Raw genomic sequence first — 20144 nt, forward strand, 5'->3', positions numbered from 1 at the left:
CGTGTTGCTGGAACTTGTATTCGTTTTCGTACAGAATGTGCAAATACAAAAATCGCCGCGGAGGAGAACGTATGGCCGGCAGTCGAGGCGGACCCGACGATGCTGAGGACAAAGGGTTCAGTTTCGATCCCAAATCTGCCGATGCCTATATTCTCCGCGATCCGCAGGCCTTTGCCATGAACATTGCCAGGGCTGTGGAAAATCTCGGCAAGGCGGCTTCCGAGTGGCTTGCTCCCAGAGAGCGCGGCGAGATTCCGCAGACGAGCCCAACTCCAATAAGCGATGTCTTCCAGACATTGTCGGACGTGGCGGAATATTGGATGGCGGAGCCGCAGCGCTCCGTCGAGGCGCAGACCCACCTTTTGTCGAATTACTTCGCAATATGGCAAGAATCGGTAATGCGACTATCCGAGCAGCAGACCAAAGCTGGCGCGGAAAAACCACAGAGCGAAACCCGAAGCGCCCACAAACGGTTTGCCGATAGTGACTGGCAGGCGAACCCCTTTTTCGATTTTCTGCAGAAGGTCTATTTCGCCACCGCCGACTGGGCGGAAAAGATGGTCACGGAGGCCGAGGGGCTGGATGAGCGGACCCGCGAGAAGGCGCGCTTTTATATGCGGCAGGTGACGGAGGCGATCTCTCCAGCCAACTTCGCCTTCACCAATCCGCAAGTGTTTCGCGAGACGGTTGCGACCAGCGGGGCGAACCTCGTCAACGGCATGGCGCAGCTGGCGGAAGACATGGCGGCTGGCAATGGACACTTAAGGCTTCGCCACACCGACTACAGCCAGTTCGTCGTCGGCCAGAATATAGCGGTCTCTCCAGGCAAGGTGATTACCCGCAGCGCGCTCTGCGAGGTCATCCAATATGCCCCCTCAACGGACACGGTGTTCAAGCGCCCTCTTCTCATCATCCCGCCTTGGATCAACAAGTTCTATATTCTCGATCTCAACGCGCGAAAATCCTTTGTTAAATGGTGCGTCGATCAAGGCCACAGCGTCTTCATGATCTCCTGGGTCAATCCGGACGCTCGCCATGCGGAAAAAGGTTGGGACGACTACATTCGTGAGGGCATCGATTTTGCGCTTGGCGCAATCGAAGAAGCGACCGGAGAACAGGACGTCAATGCGGTGGGTTACTGCATTGGCGGTACCCTTCTCGCTGCCACCCTCGCCCTTCACGTCCAGGAAAAAAACGATCGCATCCGCAGTGCCACGCTGCTTGCGGCACAAACCGACTTCACCCATGCCGGCGATCTGAAGATCTTCATCGATGAGCCCCAGCTTGCTGCGCTCGATGTGCATATGAAAGCGGTCGGATACCTCGATGGCGCGATCATGGCGAGTGTCTTCAACATGCTGCGCGCGTCCGATCTGATCTGGCCCTATATGGTGGACAATTATCTGCGCGGTACCCAGCCTTCACCTTTCGATCTGCTCTACTGGAACTCCGATTCCACCCGCGTCGCCGCGGCCGTTCATTCCTTCTATCTGCGCAACTGCTATCTGGAAAACAATTTGGCCGAAGGGCGGATGGTGGTGGATGGCAAGGTGCTGAACCTCAGGGACGTCACTATTCCGATCTACGATCTCGCCACGCGCGACGACCATATTGCTCCGGCAAAATCGGTGTTCGAGGGCGCAAAGCCCTTCGGCGCGCCGGTGGAGTTCGTGCTCGGTGGTTCGGGGCACATTGCAGGTGTGGTGAACCCGCCTGACGCTGGCAAGTATCAATATCTGACCGGGGCATCACCTGCCGGTGACTTTGACGACTGGCAGCGGGAAAGCAGCGTTCATCCCGGCTCCTGGTGGCCGCATTGGCAGAACTGGCTTGAACGACAGAGCAAAGACATGGTCGGAGCGCGCATTCCAGGAGATTGTGGGCTCACCCCGCTTTGCGATGCACCAGGCACCTATGTGCTTGAATGACCCACGCCATGGGAAGACACTTGCGCCATGCGCTTTGATTCTCCGCTCGTGCCCGCCACGCTCGTCTCCCGCTACAAACGCTTCCTCTTCGACGCCATTCTGGATGACGGAACAGCGATCACCGGATCATGCCCCAATACGGGCTCCATGCGTGGATTGACGACCCCCGGGTCCAGGATTTGGCTCTCCGAGCATGACAGCCCTACGCGCAAATATCGTCACATGCTGGAAATGGTGGAAGCGGATCAAACGGTGGTGGGCATCAACACCGGGATGCCGAACCGGCTTGCGGAAGAGGCAATCCTTGCAAATCGAATTCCATCACTACGCGGCTACGACGTTCTGAAACGCGAGCAGCGGTATGGCATCAATTCTCGCATCGATTTCCTGCTCTCTGCGCCTGGAAGACCGGATGCCTATGTCGAGGTCAAGAACGTGCATTTCATGCGAAAGGCTGGGCTGGCAGAATTCCCCGATACCGCGACGAAGCGCGGCGCCAAGCATCTTGAAGAACTGGGTGATGCGGCAGAAGCCGGTTATCGCGCTATCATGCTCTATCTGATCCAGCGTCCCGATTGCAATCGGATGCGAATCTATTCCGATCTCGACCCGGTTTATGCTGTCGCGTTTCAACGCGCGATGCGGCGTGGTGTGGAGGCCTATGCCATAGCGTGCGAGGTTTCGCCGACGGAAATCGTCGCGAACCGGATGGTTGCAATAGACGACTGGCCCCCTGCTGCTTTATGAACGCAGGTGAAAGTCAGACAGAAAGCGATAGAATGGTCACCTATATCGAAGCGGCATCCGCCCCCATGAAGAACACGGGCGTCATCCGCCTCTATAATGCCGAAGACTTCGAGGGCATGCGAAAGGCTAGTCAGTTGACGGCACGTTGCCTCGATGCGCTTGCCGACATGGTAAAGCCAGGGATTGCGACCAACGCAATCGACCGCTTCGTCTTCGAGTTCGGGGCCGATCATGGCGCGCTCCCCGCGACGCTGAATTACCGCGGCTATACCAAATCCGTCTGCACCTCGATCAACCACGTGGTCTGCCACGGAATTCCAGACGACAAGCCGCTACGTGAAGGCGACATCGTCAATATCGACGTGACCTATTTGCTCGACGGCTGGTATGGCGATTCGAGCCGCATGTATCCTGTCGGACAGATCAAGCGGTCCGCCGAGCGCCTGCTCGAAGTGACCTATGAGTGCCTGATGCGCGGCATTGCAGCGGTGAGACCTGGCGTGCGGACCGGCGCCATCGGTGCTGCCATCCAAGCCTATGCTGAAGCGGAACGCTGCTCGGTGGTGACGGATTTCTGCGGCCACGGCGTCGGGCGCCTTTTCCACGATACGCCGAATATTTTGCACTATGGCAAGGAAAGCGATGGCCCGGAAATTCGCGAGGGCATGATCTTCACCATCGAGCCGATGATCAACCTCGGCAAGCCGCATGTGAAGGTTCTCTCGGATGGATGGACGGCGGTGACGCGTGACAGATCGCTGTCCGCCCAATATGAGCATGCCGTTGGCGTGACGGCGACAGGCTGCGAAGTCTTCACCTTGTCACCGGGCGGCTTCGACCGGCCCGGTCTACCACCGCTCTAACGGGAGAGTTATCGCCAGATGGCAAAAGGTCCCTCGCCCGACACCGGAAAAGCATCAGCATTTGGCGAAACCTCTGGGGCGGGTGACCTGTTTGGCACCTCGGTAGACCTTGGCCTTCCCAGCGAGACCTCTCCTGCCCCAAAGTCCGCCAAGACGAAGGCCAGAGGCGGTGAGGAGATCGCGCATTATCACGGTCACCGAGAACGACTACGAGCAAAATATCGCGATATTGGCGATGTGGCGCTCGCCGACTACGAACTCCTTGAGCTTCTGCTCTTCAGGCTCATTCCGCGCCGCGATACAAAGCCGATCGCCAAGGCGCTGATCACCCGGTTCGGCACGCTTGGCGGCGTTCTCGGCGCACCGCCAGCGCTTCTGCAGGAGGTCAGCGGCGTCGGAGAGGCTGTGGCACTGGATCTGAAACTCGTCGCGTCGGTCTCACAGAGAATGCTGAAGAGCGAAATCCGCAACAAGCAAGTGCTCGGTTCGTGGTCGTCGGTTATTGATTACTGCCACGCCGCTATGGCTTACGAAACGCGAGAGCAATTTCGCATTCTCTTTCTCGACAAGCGCAACGTGCTTATCGCCGATGAAGTGCAAGGCTATGGGACGGTGGACCACACGCCCGTCTATCCACGCGAGCTCGTGCGGCGTGCACTGGAGCTTTCCTCAACGGCGATTATCCTCGTTCACAATCATCCCAGTGGCGACCCGACACCGTCCAAGGCCGATATCGATATGACGAAGACCATCATCGATACAGCAAAGCCGCTTGGAATTGTCGTGCATGATCATATCATTATCGGCAAGGACGGGCATGTGAGTTTCAAAGGCCTGCGGCTGATCTGAAGACGACGACAGATGTCCGCCTGTTATGCCGGATAACCGTTACCCATCATCTTCGCTACTTATGAAGGCATATTGGGACCATCCCAAAGTGGCACACAACCCAAGGCTTTGCCATTAAGAAAAAAACAACCCGCTTGAATTAGCATATCCGAAAATAACGCAACAAGCGTATCGGAGGGTGCCGTGGGACTTATGGCAAGAATGCTTCGTAATCGTGCTGGCTCATCCGCCGTCGAATTTGCGATTATTGCCCCTATCTTTCTGCTGGTCCTGCTGACCATGATTGCCTATGGCATCTATCTGATGACCGCATATTCCGTGCAGCAGGTGGCAGCCGATGCCGCCAGAACCGCCATTGCCGGATTGAACAACAACGAACGCGAGGCGCTGGCAAAGGACTTCGTGTCCAGAAGCGCTCTCGGCTACGCCTTCATGGACAAGCGCTATTTCCATGTGACGGTCGGCAGCGATCTCAGCAACAGCAATCAGTTCACCGTGACCGTGGAGTATGATGCGACGGAGCTACCGATCTGGAGCCTCTACTCCTACGCCATTCCGGAAAAAACCATCAAGCGTTTCTCGACAATCCGGATCGGAGGGGTCTGACATGGACAAAGCAGGATTTCGGCAATCGCGTTTCTGGCAAAACACATCCGGCAACATTGCCATCATGGCCGGGCTCACCGCACCGCTCTTTGCCGGCATTCTGGCACTCGGCGTCGATTACGGGGCGCTGACGCTGCAAAAACGGGAGCTTCAACAGACGGCGGATCTTGCCGCTATTTCTGCTGCCGGCGCTCCAAATCCGGAACAGGCGGTGTTGCAGCACTTCAAGCTCAACGGCAAAAAGCTGGGCGTCAAAGTTCCGGCCGGCGTGCTGACGGATACGGGAATCGTGCCTCTCGATATCAACGGTGAAGTGCCTGGTATGGACGGCTACGCCGAGATTACCAAGGGTCGCTATGTGCCTGACCCGAATACTCAGGTCGGTCAGCGGTTTGTTGCAAATGCCACACCGCCCAATGCAGTGAAGGTCGAGATCGTTGAACGAGGGGCGCTCTTTTTTGCGTCGAGCTTCACCACGCCACCCAAGGTTTCGGCAGTCGGAACGGCGGCAGCACAGCGCGTAGCGGCCTTCTCCGTGGGGTCGCGTCTGCTGTCACTCAATGAAGGCATCCTCAATTCGCTTCTCAGTGGGCTCCTGGGTTCGTCCGTCAGTCTAAAGCTGATGGATTATCAGGCGCTCGTCAGCGCCGACGTCAATTTGTTGAAGGTCATCGACGTCCTTGCGGTCGACCTCGGCTTGCAGGCTGGCACCTATCGCGAGGTGCTCGCCACGGATGTGACCGTCAGCAAGTTTCTCAGCGCACTTGGGCGCACCAGCGGCCTGTCGCCCTCCGTCGCGGCCGCCATCAAGACCCTGGAGCGGACGGCAAACAAGAGCAGCATCAGCCTTCCTCTTGAAAAGATCGTCAATCTCGGTCCATTTCTGGACTCGATGGTCGGAAACAGCGAAAACCTCAAGGTCACGGCAGGTGTCTTCGACTTGATCTCCGCTGCAGCCGTTGCAGGCAACGGAAGCAAGCAGATTGCGATCAATGCGGGCGCGTCCGTTCCGGGGCTTGCGGGAACCAAGATCACGCTTGCCGTGGGCGAGCCTCCGGTCAGCACCCCGCCCTTGGCCGTTGGCGCATCCGGCACCGTTGTGCGCACGGCACAGACACGCCTCGCCGTCGATACTTCCGTGGTAGGATTGAAGGCACTTCTCGGCCTGCAGGTTCAAATCCCTCTTTACGTTGAGGTGGCCAATGCGGAAGCACGGCTTGCCGACATCCGTTGCATGACGCCCGGTAATGGCGCGGTGGATATTGATGTGGTGCCGGGTCTTGCTGAGATATCGCTCGGCAATGTCGACACCAGCGCATTCAACAATTTCGGGCGCACGCCACGCGTCACCAAAGCGTCGATCGTCGATTCTGCCGTGGTCAGGATCAACGGCATGGCGCAGATCAACAGCGGCAACATGACGAAGAGCCGACTGACCTTCTATCAATCGGAAATCCAGCTCGGCAAGATCAAGCAGGTCTCTACGAAGGATGTCACCACATCGCTCGTCACCTCGCTTCTGAAGAAGCTCGATCTCGATATCAATGTGCTGTTCCTGACGATCGGCTCACCCACGGTCCTCCAGGCTGCGCTTGCCGATACGCTGGGTGCTGCGACGAAACCGATCGATGAGCTGCTCTACAATACCTTGCTCGTGCTGGGCGTGAAGATCGGCGAAGCGGATGTGCGGGTGACGGATCTGCGCTGCATGCAGCCCGTGTTGGTTCAGTAACTCTGCTTAAAACAAGAAAGCCGCCGGAGCGATCCGGCGGCTCTTGTATGTCTACCTGTCAACGAGATCAGGCGTTGGCGACGGCCAGGCGCTTTTCGTCGCGACCGCTCTTCATCCGCTCGGACAGGAGGAACGCCAGTTCCAGAGCCTGATCGGCGTTGAGGCGCGGGTCGCAGTGTGTGTGGTAGCGATCGGACAGCGAGTCGGCGGTCACGGCGCGAGCACCGCCAGTGCATTCCGTCACGTCCTTGCCGGTCATCTCGATGTGGATGCCGCCTGGATGTGTCCCTTCCGCGCGGTGGATCTGGAAGAAGCTTTCCACTTCCGACAGAATGCGCTCGAATGGACGCGTCTTGTAATGGTTGAGCGTGATGGTGTTGCCGTGCATCGGGTCGCAAGACCAGATGACCTTGCGACCTTCCTTCTCAACGGCGCGGATCAGCTTCGGCAGATGGTCGGCGACCTTGTCATGACCAAAGCGGCAGATCAGCGTCAGGCGTCCTGCTTCGTTGGCAGGGTTCAGCGCGTCGATCAGCTGGATCAGATTATCCGGCTGCAGCGACGGGCCGCACTTCAGACCGATCGGGTTCTTGATGCCGCGGAAGTATTCCACATGCGCGTGATCGAGCTGGCGCGTACGGTCACCGATCCACAGCATGTGGCCGGAGGTCGCGTACCAATCGCCCGACGTGGAGTCGATACGGGTCAATGCTTCTTCATAGCCGAGAAGCAGCGCTTCGTGGCTGGTGAAGAAATCCGTTTCGCGAAGGCTCGGATTGTTTTCGGCGCTGATGCCGATCGCCTTCATGAAGTCCATGGTTTCGGAGATACGACCGGCAAGCTTACGGTAACGATCCGCCTGCGGGGAATCCTTGACGAAGCCGAGCATCCACTGATGCACGTTTTCCAGATTGGCGTATCCACCCATGGCGAAAGCGCGAAGCAGGTTCAGCGTTGCAGCCGACTGGCGGTAGGCGTCCAGCTGGCGCTCGGGGTTCGGAATGCGCGAGGCTTCGTTGAACTCGATACCGTTGATGATGTCACCACGATAGGACGGCAGCTCAACGCCATTTTGCGCTTCGATGTTGGAGGAGCGCGGCTTGGCAAACTGACCGGCAATGCGGCCAACCTTCACGACGGGCAGTTGCGCGCCATAGGTCAGGACAACGGCCATCTGCAGGAAGGCACGGAAGAAGTCGCGGATGTTGTCGGCACCATGCTCCAGGAAGCTTTCGGCGCAATCGCCACCCTGCAACAGGAAGGCTTCGCCTTCGGCAACGCTGGCAAGCTGCTTCTTCAGGCGGCGTGCTTCGCCGGCAAAAACCAGCGGGGGATAGCTTGCAAGCTGGGCTTCCGTTGCTGCAAGCGCAGCAGCGTCCGGATATTGCGGAACCTGCTGGATGGGCTTCTGTCTCCAGCTACCGGGCGTCCAATTCTGTGCCATTCTACTCACCTGTCTCCCCGCCCGAAAAATTGCGCGGGCGTGCGCACCTTTAAAAATTGAGCGGCTTATAAACCTTTGCAGGGAGCTTGCCTAGTCAATTACCGACGCTTTTGGACCTGCGGAAAGCGCTTGGAATTCTGGATTATCCTAGAATTGAAGCCCGTTTGCTTCACGTCGTTGTTTCTGCAGCTAATCGCGACTGCACAACCGCTGCGCTACGCGCCAGAGAAACAAGCCGAAATGGTCGAGACGGGTCGATGGCCATGTCTCCCATTGGTGATCATCGCCACTCTTCTTCTCTTTGACCTGGTTACGCGTCATCCTCTCCATTGCAAACATCGTTTCCGGCAACATGACCTTTCTCCTGTGTTCCCGACAGGAGGTAAGGCAGGGGCTGCGACTGGCGTAGATGCATAAATGAAAGGCGCGTTTCACCTGCAAACGATGCAAAGTCGGCTTGATCGGGCTATGAATGCCCCTATCAGCCGGAGAGCCTTCCATGACAGACGTAAACTGGGACGATCTGAAATTCTTCCATATCGTTGCGACGGAAGGTGGTCTGGCAGGCGCGGCAAGCCTGACCGGCATCAGCGCGCCGACAATCGGCCGAAAGATGCTCTTTCTCGAACGGACGATGGGACGCACGCTCTTCATCCGCAGCCAGCAGGGCTATAAGCTGGCGCCCGACGGCGTGATCCTGTTTGAACGCGTTCAACATATGAGGCGGACGGCAGCAGAGATCAGCCAATGGCACGGCGACGCCTTTTCGCTACCCATCGTTTCGATTTCCTCCAACATCTGGCTGATGGGTTTCATCGCAGAAAACACGAGCGCCATTCGCGGACCGGATGATGCCTTTCGACTTTGCTGCAAGCATTTCGGTCCCGAAGACGATCTGACCTACCGACGCGGAATGATCGGGGTCTTTGACGCATCCCCACAGCATGGCAATTTCGCAGTGCGCAAATCCGTTACGGTCAATTACTGCGCCTACCGGTCGGAGGGACTCACAACGACCGCATCCGCCCCCTGGATTTCAATCGGCACGGAAGTCGCGGCGTCGGATGCGGAGAAGTGGGTCTTTCGCAATCGGGAGCAGATGATCCACACATGGACAAATGCGCCAGCGCTCTTGCCGCGCCTGATCCAGAGCGGGGCCGGCAAGGGCGTGTTGCCCGCCTATATCGGCGACACTCTGCCAGGCGTGGTGCGAGACGGTGAGATCATTGAGGAGCTCGCTCACAACCTGTGGATCACCGTCAACGACGATGATCGACACACAGCGGAAATGCGGGTTGCCATCGATCGGCTCGCTGCGCTGTTGAAGCGCAACGAGCGACTATTCGAAGGCATGCAAGCCGAGCCTGTCGACCGGCAGAGCCCGGTTATACTCTTTCCCCGTTCTTGATGCGGTAGCTTGGCGAATACATCGTCACCAGTTCCTCCGCAGCCGTCGGGTGCACGGCCATGGTGGCGTCGAAGTCGTCCTTGGTGCAACCGGCCTTCAGCGTGATGCCGAGAAGCTGCGCCATCTCACCGGCCTCATGACCCAGTATATGCGCGCCGACGACCTTTCGATCGGCCGCGTTCACAAGAAGCTTCATGATCGTCTTTTCCTGACGACCGGAAAGCGTTGCCTTCATCGGGCGGAATTGCGCGCGGTACACCTCGACCTCTTCGAACTTCGAAGCCGCCTGCTCTTCCGAAAGCCCGACCGTGCCGATTTCGGGCTGGGAGAAGACTGCAGTCGCAATCAAATGATGATCGGGCTTTGTCGGGTTGTTCTTGAATTCCGTCTCGATGAAGCACATCGCCTCATGAATGGCGACAGGCGTCAGCTGTACCCGATCGGTGACGTCGCCGAGTGAGTAGATGTGCGGGACATTGGTGCGCGAGTAGTCATCGACAATGATCGCGCCCTTCTCATTGATCTCGACGCCTGCCTTTTCAAGCCCGAGCCCCTTGGTGTTGGGATCGCGACCAAGCGCCAGCATGACGAGACCAACATGGACCGACGCGCCCTGCTTGGTGCGGGCCACGAAGCCACCTGCCCCATCCTTGCTCACGTCCTGGATCACGTCTTCCAGGATGATGCGGATGCCCTTGGCTTCCATCGCTTCATGCAGGCCCTTGCGCATGTCACCATCGAAGCCGTTTAAAATTTCCTTGCCGCGATAGATCAGCGTCGTTTCGACCCCAAGGCCATGGAAGATATTGGCGAATTCAACGGCGATATAACCGCCACCGGCAATCAGGATGGATTTCGGCAGTTCTTCCAGATGAAACGCTTCGTTGGAGGAAATTGTCAGTTCATGGCCTGGCAAGGATGTGTGAGCATTTGGCGTGCCGCCGACGGCAATGACGATGCGTTCAGCCGTTACCGTCTGTCCGGTGCTGAGAAGCTTTACCGTGTGTGCATCGACAAGCTCTGCACGGCTATCGAAGATCTCGGCCTTGGCGTTTTCCAGACCCTTGCGGTAAAGACCCTCAAGGCGCTCGATTTCCTTGTCTTTGGCAGCGATCAGCTTTTTCCAGTCGAAGGTGCTTTCACCGACTGTCCAACCGAAGCCTTTGGCATCTTCAAAATGCTCAGGATATTGCGATGCGTAGACGAAAAGCTTCTTCGGCACGCAGCCTCTGATCACGCAGGTGCCGCCATAGCGATATTCCTCGGCAATGCCGACACGCTTGCCAAGCGATGCTGCCACACGAGCGCTGCGCACACCGCCGGAGCCGCCGCCAATAACAAAAAGATCGTAATCATAGGACGTCATCATAAACCCCTGTCATCGGCCGAGCCGCTCGAACGACATACATTATAGACTGTCGCAGCGTGGAAAATCAGCCTGTTAAGCGAAGCTGAGCGCCTTATGAGCGCGCGATGCCGAGGCATCTTCTTAATGCTCATATAGGTGCCGGTAGCGGCAAAAGAAAAGCCCGGAATCTCTTCCGGGCTTTGAAAAATACTGAACGATCAGCCAACGATCATGGCTTTGGCGCAGGAGCCGCAGGTGGAGCAGTCGTCGCTCCGGGAGCGCCGCCAATGTTGGATGCATTTGCAGGAAGTGGCTGAAGATCAGCGCCGGCAACCTTCTGGAGCTCTGCCATGCTGGAGGCGTTGAGATCGCGGTTGATACCAGCTGCCCAGATGTCGGCGGCCTTCATCAGCTCACGCGTGGCGATGGGTCCATCCTTGAGAAGCTTCTTGCCTGCATCGCTGCTGTAGAAGGTGGAAATGGCCTTCAGCTCTTCGACCGAGAAGGCGCGCGCATAGGTGAGCGCTGCTTCGCGCTCCAGGTCGGCACGGCGTGGTGCGAGTTCCAGTGCCTTGGCATCGACCGTCGCAGTGATCTGGTCTTCGACGTTTGGCGACGACTGAATGAGTTCAGACTTCAGACGCTCAGCAAGACCCGGCAGAATGTTGTCAAAGCGATCGGTCACGCCCAGTGCCGTGATTGCCTGCTTTGCAGCAGCGATATGCTCTGCAGAAATTTCCTGCGCACGTGCGGCAGTGCCGAACACGAGGCCGGAAATAAGGATCGAAGCAGCGGCAGCTTTGCCCAGTCCCGCTATTTTACCCATGAACTCTCTCGCTCCTATTATATTTTCGCCTGCATAACGCGGGCGCCATCCGGCCCTGCTATGATGGCAAGCGATGCCAAATTAATGAAAAGTCCGTGCTCGACGACCCCGGGAATCGTATTCAGCTGACGTGCCAGCGCTTCTGCATCAGGAATACGGCCAAATGATGCGTCGAAAATGAGATGACCACCATCGGTTTTGAACGGTCCGTCTTCGGAAGAACGCAGCTTCAACTCGCCCGAAAGGCCCATTTTGGAAGCCAGTTTCTCGATTGCGATGCGGGTTGCGATCTGGCCGAAAGCATTGATTTCGATGGGAAGCGGAAAGGCTCCCAGCGTCTCGACCACCTTCGTCTGATCCGCAATCACGATCATGCGGGCCGAAGCGGCCGCGACGATCTTTTCGCGTAGCAGAGCACCGCCGCCGCCCTTGATCAGACGAAGACCGTGATCGACCTCGTCGGCGCCATCGATCGTTAGATCGAGTTCGGGCAGTTCATCCAGAGATTTCAGCGGAACACCAAGCTCGACGCACAGACGCGCGGTGCGTTCCGATGTCGGGACGCCCTGGACTTTCAAACCGTTCGATACTTTTTCGGCAAGCAGGCGGACAAACTCTTCCGCGGTGGACCCTGTACCGATGCCAAGACGCATGCCGTCTTCAACATGGGCAAGGGCAGCCTCTGCTGCCTTGATCTTCATTTCGCGGGCATCCATACGCCTGCAACTCCGATTGACTCATGGGCTGCGCGGTGACTATTCGCACCAATTCGCCCTGGTGGTTGTGCGTCGGAGAGGACAGATGACTGGTCCCGACCTTTGCGACTGCGTGTGTTTACACGTCTAGAAACTCAAACGAAAGCCCCTTTTGCTGCTTCGAAATGGACCATTCAAGGGTTTCGTTCGAAACGAGATCACGTCTTGGACTGGATCGGTGGAGGGAAAGTCCCAAAGCTCTGCTCAGACCTTGAAAAGACGCATCGTGCTTTTCCGAAAATCGGTTACGATTTTTGGGCCGATGCTGTAGGTTCTCGCTATATTGACACAGACAGACGAGGTTTCCTCTTTGACTTCACCCCTTGTTATTTTCGATCTCGACGGCACACTGGTCGACACCGCCCCCGACCTGATCGACAGCCTGAACCACACGATCGCTGCCGCAGGCCTTATGCCCGTCACCTTCAACGACCTGACGCATCTCGTCGGCCAAGGCGTTCGTGTCATGGTCCAACGCGCCTTTGCGCTGAGGAACAAGGAGTTGCCAAAGGAAGACGTGGAGCCGCTGCACCAACGGTTCATTGCCCATTACAAAGAAGAGATGCCGGGTCAGAGCAAACCTTATCCCGGCGTCCCCGAGGCTTTGGATCGGCTGACCGCCGCAGGTTTCCGCCTTGCCGTCTGCACCAACAAGACGTCTGATCTCGCCCTTCCCCTGCTTGAAAAACTCGGACTGAAGGACCGCTTTGCGACGATTACCTGCGGAGACACCTTCGAGTGGCGCAAGCCGGATGCCCGGCATATCCTCGGAACCATCGAGAAAGCCGGTGGCGATGTGGCCCGTAGCGTGATGGTGGGCGACAGCGTGAACGATATCCTGGCGGCCAAGAATGCCAAGATCCCCTCCATCGGCGTGACCTTCGGCTACACCGACGTTCCCATGGCGGAGCTTGGACCTGATGTGACGATCGATCGCTACGACACGCTGGATGCAGCACTTGTCGAAAGACTTTTGGCGCAGCGCGTCGCCGCGGCCTGAAGGCGCGGCCGACCGTGAAAGTCCTTGGCCTCGCGCCAAGGACTGAAATTTTCTCATCAAAAAATGCGCACAAAAAAGCCGGCCACAGGGACCGGCTTTTTTGCTGAACTTGGACGCGGATTAACGCGAGTAGAATTCGACGACCAGATGCGGTTCCATGATGACGGCGTAAGGCACGTCAGCGAGAGCCGGTACGCGAGCAAACGTCGCGGTCATCTTGTTGTGATCGACTTCGATGTAGTCCGGAACGTCGCGCTCTGCGAGCTGAACAGCTTCGAGAACGATTGCGAGCTGCTTGGACTTTTGGCGAACTTCGATAACGTCGCCAACCTTGCAGCGGTAAGAACCGATGTTGACGCGAACGCCGTTAACCGTGACGTGGCCATGGTTGATGAACTGGCGAGCCGCGAAAACGGTCGGTACGAACTTGGCGCGGTAGACGATGGCGTCCAGACGCGACTCGAGCAGACCGATCAGGTTCTCGGAGGTGTCGCCCTTGCGGCGGTTAGCCTCGTCGTAGGTTGCACGGAACTGCTTTTCGCGGATTTCGCCGTAGTAACCCTTCAGCTTCTGCTTGGCGCGCAGCTGCGTGCCGAAGTCGGACATCTTGCCCTTGCGGCGCTGGCCGTGCTGGCCGGGGCCGTATTCGCGACGGTTAACCGGGGACTTCGGACGACCCCAGATGTTTTCGCCCATGCGGCGGTCAATTTTGTACTTGGACGATTCGCGCTTGCTCATCGTATTTCCTTCTCAACAGTTTATACCGATCTGTTGCCAGATCGGATTAAGGAAACACGCCCTCCTCTGAGGTTCTGTTGAAGAACCTCTGACAGGCTTCTCACATGCGATATGGAGAGACCACGGGACATGTCGGTGATGTTGACCGCCGAACGTCAGCTATTTACTGCAAGGCAGTCAACGAAACACACCGGGCATTGCTACCCGGCGTTGGAGCGGCTTCTAGGGGCGCTTCATAAAAATGTCAACGATAAAACGATAAAAGCCTCTTGAAAGCTGCGCTGCGCCTCCCATTTCATCCTGGTGATCAGGACTCGGGCCCCTCTGGCGTATTACCGGACAATACGCGATGTCGAGTCTCCAAGGTTGGGGCGTCGTCTATTTCTCATCACGTTCCCGACCATTGAGCCAACCTCGTCCGGACAAAGGTTGACTGATGGACTTTCTGTTTACGGATTTTCTCGGTACCCCCACATGGATGTGGGGCATTTTCATCACTCTCGTTTTAGGCCTCCTGGCGCTCGATCTTGGCGTTCTCCATAAGAACTCCAAGGAAATCGGCATCAAGGAAAGCCTGCTGATGTCAGGCTTCTACATCGCCATCGGCTTGGCCTTCGGCGGCTGGATCTGGTTCCAGTCCGGTCAGCAGCCGGCGATGGAATATGTCACGGGCTTCGTGGTGGAAAAAAGCCTGGCGATGGACAATATCTTCATCATCGCCATGATTTTTTCCTACTTCTCGATCCCGCGCCAGTATCAGCACCGCGTGCTGCTCTGGGGTATTCTCGGCGTGATCGTCCTACGCGGTATCATGATTGCCGCCGGTGCTGCGATCGTCGAAAACTTCCACTGGGTTCTCTACCTCTTCGCCGCGTTCCTGGTGTTTACGGGCATCAAGATGCTGTTCTCGGCAGATCACGAGGAACAGGACATCGGTAAAAACCCGATTCTGAAGTTCCTGCGCTCGCGCCTGCCTGTCACCGAAAAGCTTCATGAGGAGCGTTTCTTCGTCAAGCAACCCGACCCCAAGACCGGTCGGTTGAAGACCTTCGTCACGCCGCTTTTCCTGGCGCTTATCATGGTCGAAATCGCCGACCTGATCTTCGCGGTGGACTCGATCCCGGCAATCTTCGCGATCACCACCGATCCGTTCATCGTCTACACGTCGAACATCTTCGCGATCCTTGGACTGCGCGCCCTCTACTTCGCGCTTGCCGCCCTGATCCACCGCTTCGCATACCTCAAATATGCCTTGGCTGCAGTTCTGGTCTTCGTCGGCTCGAAGATCTTCCTGGCGGACATGCTGGGCATCGCAAAGATCCCGCCGTCCATCTCGCTCGGTATCACCGTTGCGATCCTTCTGACGGGTATCGTCGGCTCGCTGTTTGCCACGAGAAACGACAAGAAGGTCATCGACGAAGTCTGAAGACTTCACCTTCACGACTTGGAAAGGCGGGGCGACCCGCCTTTTTCTATGGGCCGGCGATTCTGGCTATTTGGAGATTTACAAGGTCGACGTTATTCCGCGGCCAAGCTCACATCGCCGTCGGGTGCATCTGCATCGCCGGGCGCGGTCTTGGCGTCAAGCTCGGGGAAAGCCACGATGCGCTTGCCGGAAAAGTCCGCATGCACCACGACCAGTTCCTTTTCCTCGAAGTATCCAAGCAGTCGTCTTGCGCGGCGCGCCGAATGAGTACCGTAGGCGCGTGCAATCCGCGCGTCCGAGGGGCATGGCTCTTCGGCAAGAGCTGCCTTCACCAGAAGCAGGAACACGCCCTGCAGGTCATCGGAGACGCTGCGGGAAAGCTCCAGAGCCTTCTGCCAGTTTTCGCTTGCCGCCATTTCCACATCCACACCCGAGCGGGTAATGGCGATCTGGCGGCGGAACTCCGATAGCGCCATGGGCGTGCCCGGAATACGGCGCATCCGGGCGCGAACGAGAAAGTCCTGATAGAGGACGGCATCGGTGCGATAGGCCGATTGCGGGTCATCGAGGATTTCGGTCAGAACAGCCGTGATCTTTTCCTCACGCTCTTCCGGCGTCAGCTCTGGCTGGCTCGAACGCGAAGGTTGTTCGGAGGCTGGTGCGATGGCCGCTGGCGTCGAGCGCGAAAGTTCGGCGAGAATGTCAGTCGTCGGCCGCGGTGCTGGCGGCGTGCGACGGACAACAGGACGATTGAACTCTTCCGGGTCTGGCGTGAAGATCAAATCCTCCACATCCTGCGGCGCGTCCGGCAGCGGCATGAGCTTCGGCGACGAGGAGCGCGCCGAGGTTTCCACCGGGCCGATAACGATCGGCAGCGGACGCCGCGACAGAGCAGGTCCGAGGGCAACGAAATTGCCGCGCTGAAGATCGCGGAACATTTCGGCCTGACGACGGTCCATGCCGAGAAGATCGGCGGCGCGCGCCATGTCGATATCGAGGAAGGTGCGGCCCATGAGGAAGTTAGAGGCTTCGGCCGCCACGTTCTTGGCAAGTTTTGCCAATCGCTGTGTGGCAATCACACCGGCAAGACCGCGTTTACGCCCGCGGCACATGAGGTTGGTCATTGCGCCGAGCGAAGCCTTGCGGGCATCTTCGGTGACTTCGCCACCGACGGAGGGCGCAAACATCTGCGCCTCGTCCACGACGACCAGCACAGGATACCAATATTCGCGATCGGCATCGAACATGCCATTGAGGAAGGCGGCGGCGGCGCGCATCTGCTGCTCGATATCGAGGCCCTCCAGCGTGAGCACGCAAGAGACACGGTGCTGGCGAATGCGATTGGCAATGCCTGCAAGCTCGGCTTCGGTGCGCTCCCCATCCACCACAACGTGACCGAACTTGTCGGCCAGCGTGACGAAATCACCTTCGGGATCGATGATGACCTGTTGCACCCAGGGTGCCGATTGCTCCAGCAAACGGCGCAGCAGATGCGACTTTCCGGAACCGGAATTGCCCTGAACCAGCAAACGCGTGGCGAGCAGTTCCTCAATATCGAGCTTGGCACTCTGCCCGCCCGAAAGCGTTCCCATGTCGATACCGACCTGCACGTTGACCCGTCCCTGCACTGCAATGATCAAAAGCGCCGCTTCATCGCGCGGCGAACACTCTCTTTACCAAAGTTTTCCACAAATGCCCCGCCGCATCGCAACAATGCACAGGGAATTGCAGATCGCTCTCACGCGTTGCCGGATGGCGCACGACCGAAAGACAGCCGACGTCCGAACACATTGAGTGCCAGACCGGCAACGACGAGCGCACTGCCGACGATTTCCAGCGTGGTGATGTGTTCGGCGAAGGCGAAGTAGGCGCCGAGGAAGCCGACGATCGGCACCAGCAGAGAAAACGGCGCGACGGTTCCTGCCGGATAACGCAGCAGCAGAAAGCTCCAGATCCCTGCCCCGACAATCGTCGCGCCATAGGCCATATAGGCAACGACGGCGACCGTCATCATGTTGGCATTTGCCAAACCTTCGCCGATCGCCTGCGGGCCTTCGAGCAGCAGCGAAAGCGCGATCAGCGGCAGAACCGGTGCGAGACTTGTCCAGGCAACGAAGGAGATCGCGTTGACCCGTCCGACCTTGCGATTGACGATATTGCCGATTGCCCAGCTGAAAGCGGCACCGACGCACATGAGGAGAGGCACAAGAGCGGTCAGTTCCAGACGTTCAAGTCCGATCACCGCAAGACCGGAAAAGGCAACGGCGGCACCAGCGATATGGGACTTCAGCGGAATTTCACCGAGCATCGTCACGGCCAGCGCCATGGTGAAGAACGCCTGCGACTGCATGACGAGCGAGGCAAGCCCTGCAGGCAGGCCCCACTTGATCGCCGTATAGAGCAGGCCAAATTGCGCGCAGCCCATGACCATGCCGTAGACGACCATGTGCTTCCAAGGAACCTTCGGGCGCGGCAGAAAGAAGATGAGCGGCACGGCTGCGAAGAGGTAGCGCAAGGCTGTGAGAAACAGCGGCGGCATATCCATGACGCCGACCTTGATCACCACGAAGTTGAAGCCCCAGAGGAAGACGGTGACCAAGGCAAGAAGGATGTGCGGCACTGACATTGGTATATTCCAGAACTCGGCGCCGCACGGATTGGCGACGGTTTAGGCGACGGCTTTCTTCCAGCCCGCCGCGAGCAGTCCGGCACCAATCAATAGTCCGCCACCGGTGCGATTGACGACGCGCTGGACGGAGGGCTTGCGGATGGTGTTGCGGGCCGCACTTGCCAGCAACCCATAAAGAGCGGCGTTGCAAGTCGCAAGCACTAGAAAAGTAACTTCGAAAATAAGCACCTGCGGCCAGAACGGCAGGGTCGGCACCAGGAACTGCGGCAGGAAGGCAACGAAGAAGATGATGCTCTTAGGGTTCAGTGCCGTGACGATATAGGTGTGGAGGAAGATCTTTAGTGGACGCTCACGACCCGTCACGTCACCCTCGCCTTCAGCCGACGTGCCGACAGGCGCGCGCCAGAGCTTGATGCCGAGATAGATCAGATAGGCAGCGCCCACCCACTTCAAGACCGTGAAGAGAGCGGCGGAGGTCGCGAGCAGTGCACCAAGACCCAGCATGGACGCCGTCATGGCGGTAAAGTCGCCAAGCGCTACACCGGCAACGGTGGCGCTACTTGCCTTGCGTCCGTGACCAAGCGCGTAAGAAATGACCAGCAAGATCGTTGGTCCGGGAATGGCGAGCATGATGGCAGATGCGGCAACGAAGGCCAGCCAGTTTTCAATCGGCATAATATGATCCCCTCTCAAAATGAGAGTGAACTAAGCCACCGGCCATGAGGACTGGCAAGTGGATTTTTGGGCGCCGGGAAAGCAAGCTGCGCGCGGCGGAACCTGCCTATTTCTCGCCCCACCGGTCTTTGAAAATCAGTTCGTCCAGCGGCAAACGCTGACGCCAGCCCTTCACCGCTAACTCAGGCTCGGCATAGAGTTCCGAGACATAGCCGACGCAGAGCCACGCGACGATTTCGATGTGCTCAGGGATACCAAGGATTTTTCGAATATCGTCGTCATGGAAGATGCTGACCCAACCGACGCCGACCCCTTCGGCGCGTGCCGCAAGCCAGAGGTTCTGCACGGCGCACACGGTGGAGTAGACATCCATGCGCGGATTGTGCGTTCGCCCCAGCACGACATCGCCACCTCTTGTGGGATCGCAGGTGACGCAGATGGAGAGCGGCGCCTTCCGGATGCCCTCCAGCTTGAGGCTTCGGTAGAGCGACTGCTTATCGTCGGGAAACATCAAGGCCGCTTCCTCATTGGCGCGACTGAAAGCCTGCCACACGGCATTTTTGATGTCTGCATCGCTGACGAGAGTAAAATTCCATGGCTGCATGAAACCCACCGAGGGGGCGGAGTGGGCGGCGGAAAGCAGCTTGTTGATCAGTTCATCAGAAAGCGGATCGGATAAAAACTCGTTGCGGACATCACGGCGGGTCTCGATGGCGCGGTAGACCGCAGCCTTTTCGTGCCTGGCAAATTCATAGGCCGGCACCGGTCCGGGTCCATTATCATCAGGTCGCATCGTCAATCCCCAACAATGTAGAAAGACCACGAGTGCGCCTTAGAGCGCCGTGCGTCCTATTGGACGCACAAAGGACGCTCTATCTTCTTTGATCTACGCATCGTGCTTTCCGAAAATCGATTTCGATTTTCGGGCCGATGCTGTAGGCAGGGCACAAACGCTCTTCCTAACAACCTCCCGCCGTCCGCGCGGACTGGTCTATCGTGTCAGGCCGGTCTTCTGACTTGGCTTCGTCTGCCCGTTGCCGCCTTCCCGATTGCTCAGTGGCTTATGGCAACAGGCATCCGCCTCACAGCGTTGGGCACGTTGCGGTCTCGCACCGCATTCCCGATTCTCCTGCCAAAGGCAGGCACCTGACGACGTTGCGTATGGGCAAT

The 20144-nt window shown here is 58.0% G+C and carries 18 protein-coding genes and 1 riboswitch; of the genes, 9 read left to right on the forward strand and 9 right to left on the reverse strand.

Translation table 11 applies throughout. The features are described from left to right. Positions 1-71 precede the first annotated feature (71 nt). From AC07U5_RS08420 to AC07U5_RS08445, 6 genes are all read left to right on the forward strand, one after another. Entirely contained in the window at positions 72-1928 is a 1857-nt protein-coding gene (locus AC07U5_RS08420; RefSeq protein ID WP_494722758.1) for a PHA/PHB synthase family protein, read from the forward strand. Positions 1929-1955: 27 nt separating this feature from the next. Continuing rightward, positions 1956-2675: a DNA/RNA nuclease SfsA gene (gene sfsA, locus AC07U5_RS08425; RefSeq protein WP_494722759.1), complete on the forward strand. Its 720-nt coding sequence runs from the start codon at positions 1956-1958 to the stop codon at positions 2673-2675. 32 nt (positions 2676-2707) lie between these two features. Beyond that, a complete protein-coding gene (gene map / locus AC07U5_RS08430) occupies positions 2708-3538 on the forward strand; it encodes a type I methionyl aminopeptidase (RefSeq protein WP_113327088.1) in 831 nt (276 codons plus the stop codon). Positions 3539-3556: 18 nt separating this feature from the next. Further along, positions 3557-4387: a RadC family protein gene (gene radC, locus AC07U5_RS08435; RefSeq protein ID WP_494722760.1), complete on the forward strand. Its 831-nt coding sequence runs from the start codon at positions 3557-3559 to the stop codon at positions 4385-4387. A gap of 192 nt (positions 4388-4579) precedes the next feature. After that, positions 4580-4993 (forward strand): TadE/TadG family type IV pilus assembly protein, encoded by a 414-nt coding sequence (locus AC07U5_RS08440; RefSeq protein ID WP_494722761.1) that lies wholly within the window; start codon positions 4580-4582, stop codon positions 4991-4993. 1 nt (position 4994) lies between these two features. After that, positions 4995-6725: a TadG family pilus assembly protein gene (locus AC07U5_RS08445; RefSeq protein ID WP_494722762.1), complete on the forward strand. Its 1731-nt coding sequence runs from the start codon at positions 4995-4997 to the stop codon at positions 6723-6725. A 67-nt stretch (positions 6726-6792) separates the two neighbouring features. On the opposite strand, the gene AC07U5_RS08450 is transcribed toward AC07U5_RS08445, so the two are convergent. After that, a complete protein-coding gene (locus AC07U5_RS08450) occupies positions 6793-8169 on the reverse strand; it encodes a class II 3-deoxy-7-phosphoheptulonate synthase (RefSeq protein WP_062425427.1) in 1377 nt (458 codons plus the stop codon). 499 nt (positions 8170-8668) lie between these two features. Here AC07U5_RS08450 and AC07U5_RS08455 point away from each other — a divergent pair, with 499 nt between their 5' ends. Further along, positions 8669-9577: a LysR family transcriptional regulator gene (locus tag AC07U5_RS08455; RefSeq protein WP_494722763.1), complete on the forward strand. Its 909-nt coding sequence runs from the start codon at positions 8669-8671 to the stop codon at positions 9575-9577. Here AC07U5_RS08455 and gor read toward each other — a convergent pair. The 3 genes from gor to rpiA form a co-directional block, all read right to left on the reverse strand. After that, positions 9555-10943 carry a glutathione-disulfide reductase gene (gor, locus tag AC07U5_RS08460; protein WP_494722764.1) on the reverse strand — a complete coding sequence of 463 codons (1389 nt, stop codon included), beginning with the start codon at positions 10941-10943 and terminating at the stop codon, positions 9555-9557. The genes AC07U5_RS08455 and gor overlap by 23 nt on opposite strands. Before the next feature lie 211 nt (positions 10944-11154). After that, positions 11155-11751, reverse strand: a complete 597-nt coding sequence (locus tag AC07U5_RS08465) for a DUF2059 domain-containing protein (protein ID WP_062437632.1) — start codon at positions 11749-11751, stop codon at positions 11155-11157. A 17-nt stretch (positions 11752-11768) separates the two neighbouring features. Beyond that, complete coding sequence (rpiA, locus tag AC07U5_RS08470; RefSeq protein ID WP_113327085.1) at positions 11769-12467, reverse strand: ribose-5-phosphate isomerase RpiA; 699 nt, start codon at positions 12465-12467, stop codon at positions 11769-11771. 349 nt (positions 12468-12816) lie between these two features. On the opposite strand from rpiA, the gene gph reads away from it, so the two are divergent. Further along, on the forward strand, positions 12817-13506 hold the full coding sequence (gph, locus tag AC07U5_RS08475; protein WP_112358453.1) for a phosphoglycolate phosphatase: 690 nt from the start codon (positions 12817-12819) through the stop codon (positions 13504-13506). Between the two features lie 120 nt (positions 13507-13626). Here the strand turns inward: gph and rpsD are convergent, their stop codons facing one another. Next, a complete protein-coding gene (gene rpsD, locus AC07U5_RS08480) occupies positions 13627-14244 on the reverse strand; it encodes a 30S ribosomal protein S4 (protein ID WP_062425433.1) in 618 nt (205 codons plus the stop codon). A gap of 436 nt (positions 14245-14680) precedes the next feature. On the opposite strand from rpsD, the gene AC07U5_RS08485 reads away from it, so the two are divergent. After that, a complete protein-coding gene (locus AC07U5_RS08485; RefSeq protein WP_062437637.1) occupies positions 14681-15670 on the forward strand; it encodes a TerC family protein in 990 nt (329 codons plus the stop codon). 92 nt (positions 15671-15762) lie between these two features. On the opposite strand, the gene AC07U5_RS08490 is transcribed toward AC07U5_RS08485, so the two are convergent. From AC07U5_RS08490 to bluB, 4 genes are all read right to left on the reverse strand, one after another. After that, entirely contained in the window at positions 15763-17280 is a 1518-nt protein-coding gene (locus AC07U5_RS08490; RefSeq protein ID WP_062426118.1) for a helicase HerA domain-containing protein, read from the reverse strand. A gap of 128 nt (positions 17281-17408) precedes the next feature. Continuing rightward, positions 17409-18296, reverse strand: a complete 888-nt coding sequence (locus tag AC07U5_RS08495; protein ID WP_062425435.1) for an EamA family transporter — start codon at positions 18294-18296, stop codon at positions 17409-17411. A gap of 42 nt (positions 18297-18338) precedes the next feature. After that, positions 18339-18974 (reverse strand): LysE family translocator, encoded by a 636-nt coding sequence (locus AC07U5_RS08500; RefSeq protein WP_130979663.1) that lies wholly within the window; start codon positions 18972-18974, stop codon positions 18339-18341. 106 nt (positions 18975-19080) lie between these two features. Next, complete coding sequence (gene bluB, locus AC07U5_RS08505; protein WP_494722765.1) at positions 19081-19767, reverse strand: 5,6-dimethylbenzimidazole synthase; 687 nt, start codon at positions 19765-19767, stop codon at positions 19081-19083. A gap of 192 nt (positions 19768-19959) precedes the next feature. After that, a riboswitch (cobalamin riboswitch) is annotated at positions 19960-20139 on the reverse strand. Between the last annotated feature and the right edge of the window lie 5 nt (positions 20140-20144).

This window comes from Agrobacterium sp. GW821-FHT02D03, from assembly GCF_059421725.1.